Source organism: Achromobacter marplatensis, from assembly GCF_002209535.1.
Classification (GTDB): Bacteria; Pseudomonadota; Gammaproteobacteria; order Burkholderiales; family Burkholderiaceae_B; genus Achromobacter; species Achromobacter marplatensis.
The window spans coordinates 1-745 of the sequence record NZ_NJIG01000055.1; the positions used below are offsets into that span (position 1 = coordinate 1).

At 57.3% G+C, this 745-nt stretch carries 1 protein-coding gene; it reads left to right on the forward strand.

What is annotated here, in order from left to right:
• Positions 1-731, forward strand: a 731-nt coding sequence (locus tag CEY09_RS31815; RefSeq protein ID WP_088591681.1) for an IS3 family transposase, incomplete at its 5' end; no start/stop codon positions are given.
• Positions 732-745: the final 14 nt, after the last annotated feature.

A 745-nucleotide genomic window follows, 5' to 3' on the forward strand; every position in this document is an offset into this window, starting at 1 on the left:
CTGAGCGGGATGCCCAAGTCATTGATGCTCTCAATGCCATTGTGACTCGGCATGGGCGCTGGGGATTCTGGAAGTGTTTTACCCGGCTGCGGCTCGACGGTCGTGGCTGGAACAAAAAGCGCGTTCATCGGGTGTACTGCGACATGGGTCTGAATTTGCCTCGACGCTGCAAAAAACGGCTACCCGACCGGCCGCGACAGCCACTGGATCTGGCCACAGAGCCTAATCGTTGTTGGGCGCTCGACTTCATGCACGACGCTCTTTACTGCGGCCGACGGTTTCGAACTCTGAACGTGATCGACGAGGCGAACCGGGAGTGCTTGGCCATCGAGGTAGGCGTGTCCATCCCTTCGGCACGCCTGATTCGAGTCTTGAGCCGATTGATCGACTGCTATGGGTCGCCTGACGCAATACGCCTGGATAATGGTCCGGAGATGATCTCAGAAGCCTTTACCGAATGGGCTGACGCAAAGGGCATCGCGATCCGCTATATCCAGCCTGGCAAGCCAAATCAGAACGCCTTCATCGAGCGCTTTAATCGAACGTATCGAACCGAGGTGCTCGACGCGCACCTGTTCGCCAACCTTGAGCAGGTCCAAGCGATTACCGATCAATGGCTGGTCGATTACAACCAGTACCGCCCGCACGAATCGTTGGGTGGCCTCCCGCCGGTGCAATTCATGCCTCGGCTAACCTTCGCTCCGATCGTCTATCAACCAATGTCTACTTGACGGGGGTGCTTACG